1 protein-coding gene is annotated in these 419 nt (G+C 50.6%); it reads left to right on the top strand.

Annotated elements, in window-relative coordinates; translation table 11 throughout:
- The coding region (locus tag D7X55_RS43135) for a hypothetical protein (RefSeq protein WP_233610477.1) at nt 1–401 on the top strand (401 nt) is incomplete at its 5' end.
- Nucleotides 402–419: the final 18 nt, after the last annotated feature.

Below are 419 nucleotides of genomic sequence, written 5' to 3'. Positions count from 1 at the left end.
AGCTAGCAGTCCGCCTCTCGCGCATGGAAGAATATAGCGAGCTTCGAAATAGCTTCCCTTTCGTAAGCAAGAAGCGCCTCGCATTCCTGCGCCAAGCTTTTACATTGCCGCCTCTCAACAGCTTCGAGGCAACTGCATTAGCTTTTTTCACACGCTTCGAGCGCAGCGCAGATCTGAGGCACTTGGTTGCCCACGCCCAGATGCAAGTTCTGCCTGACTGGGGCGTCACTTTTCACGACTACGTAGTCGCGGAAGGAAATGTATTGCAGAAGCGTTCCCAGCGCTACCTGCTAAAAGACTTTGAGGTTCTAGCACGTAAGTCCGCAAGTTTAGCACGCTTAGGACAAACACTAATCAATCAGCTAAACGCAACTGGCTTAGTACCTGAGTTGACTTACTAGTATTGCTCACGTCGTAAG

The organism is Corallococcus sp. AB049A, from assembly GCF_003668885.1.
Classification (GTDB): Bacteria; Myxococcota; Myxococcia; order Myxococcales; family Myxococcaceae; genus Corallococcus; species Corallococcus interemptor.
The sequence above is the reverse complement of the archived record's forward strand: the minus strand, read 5'-3'. Positions and strand labels throughout refer to the sequence as shown.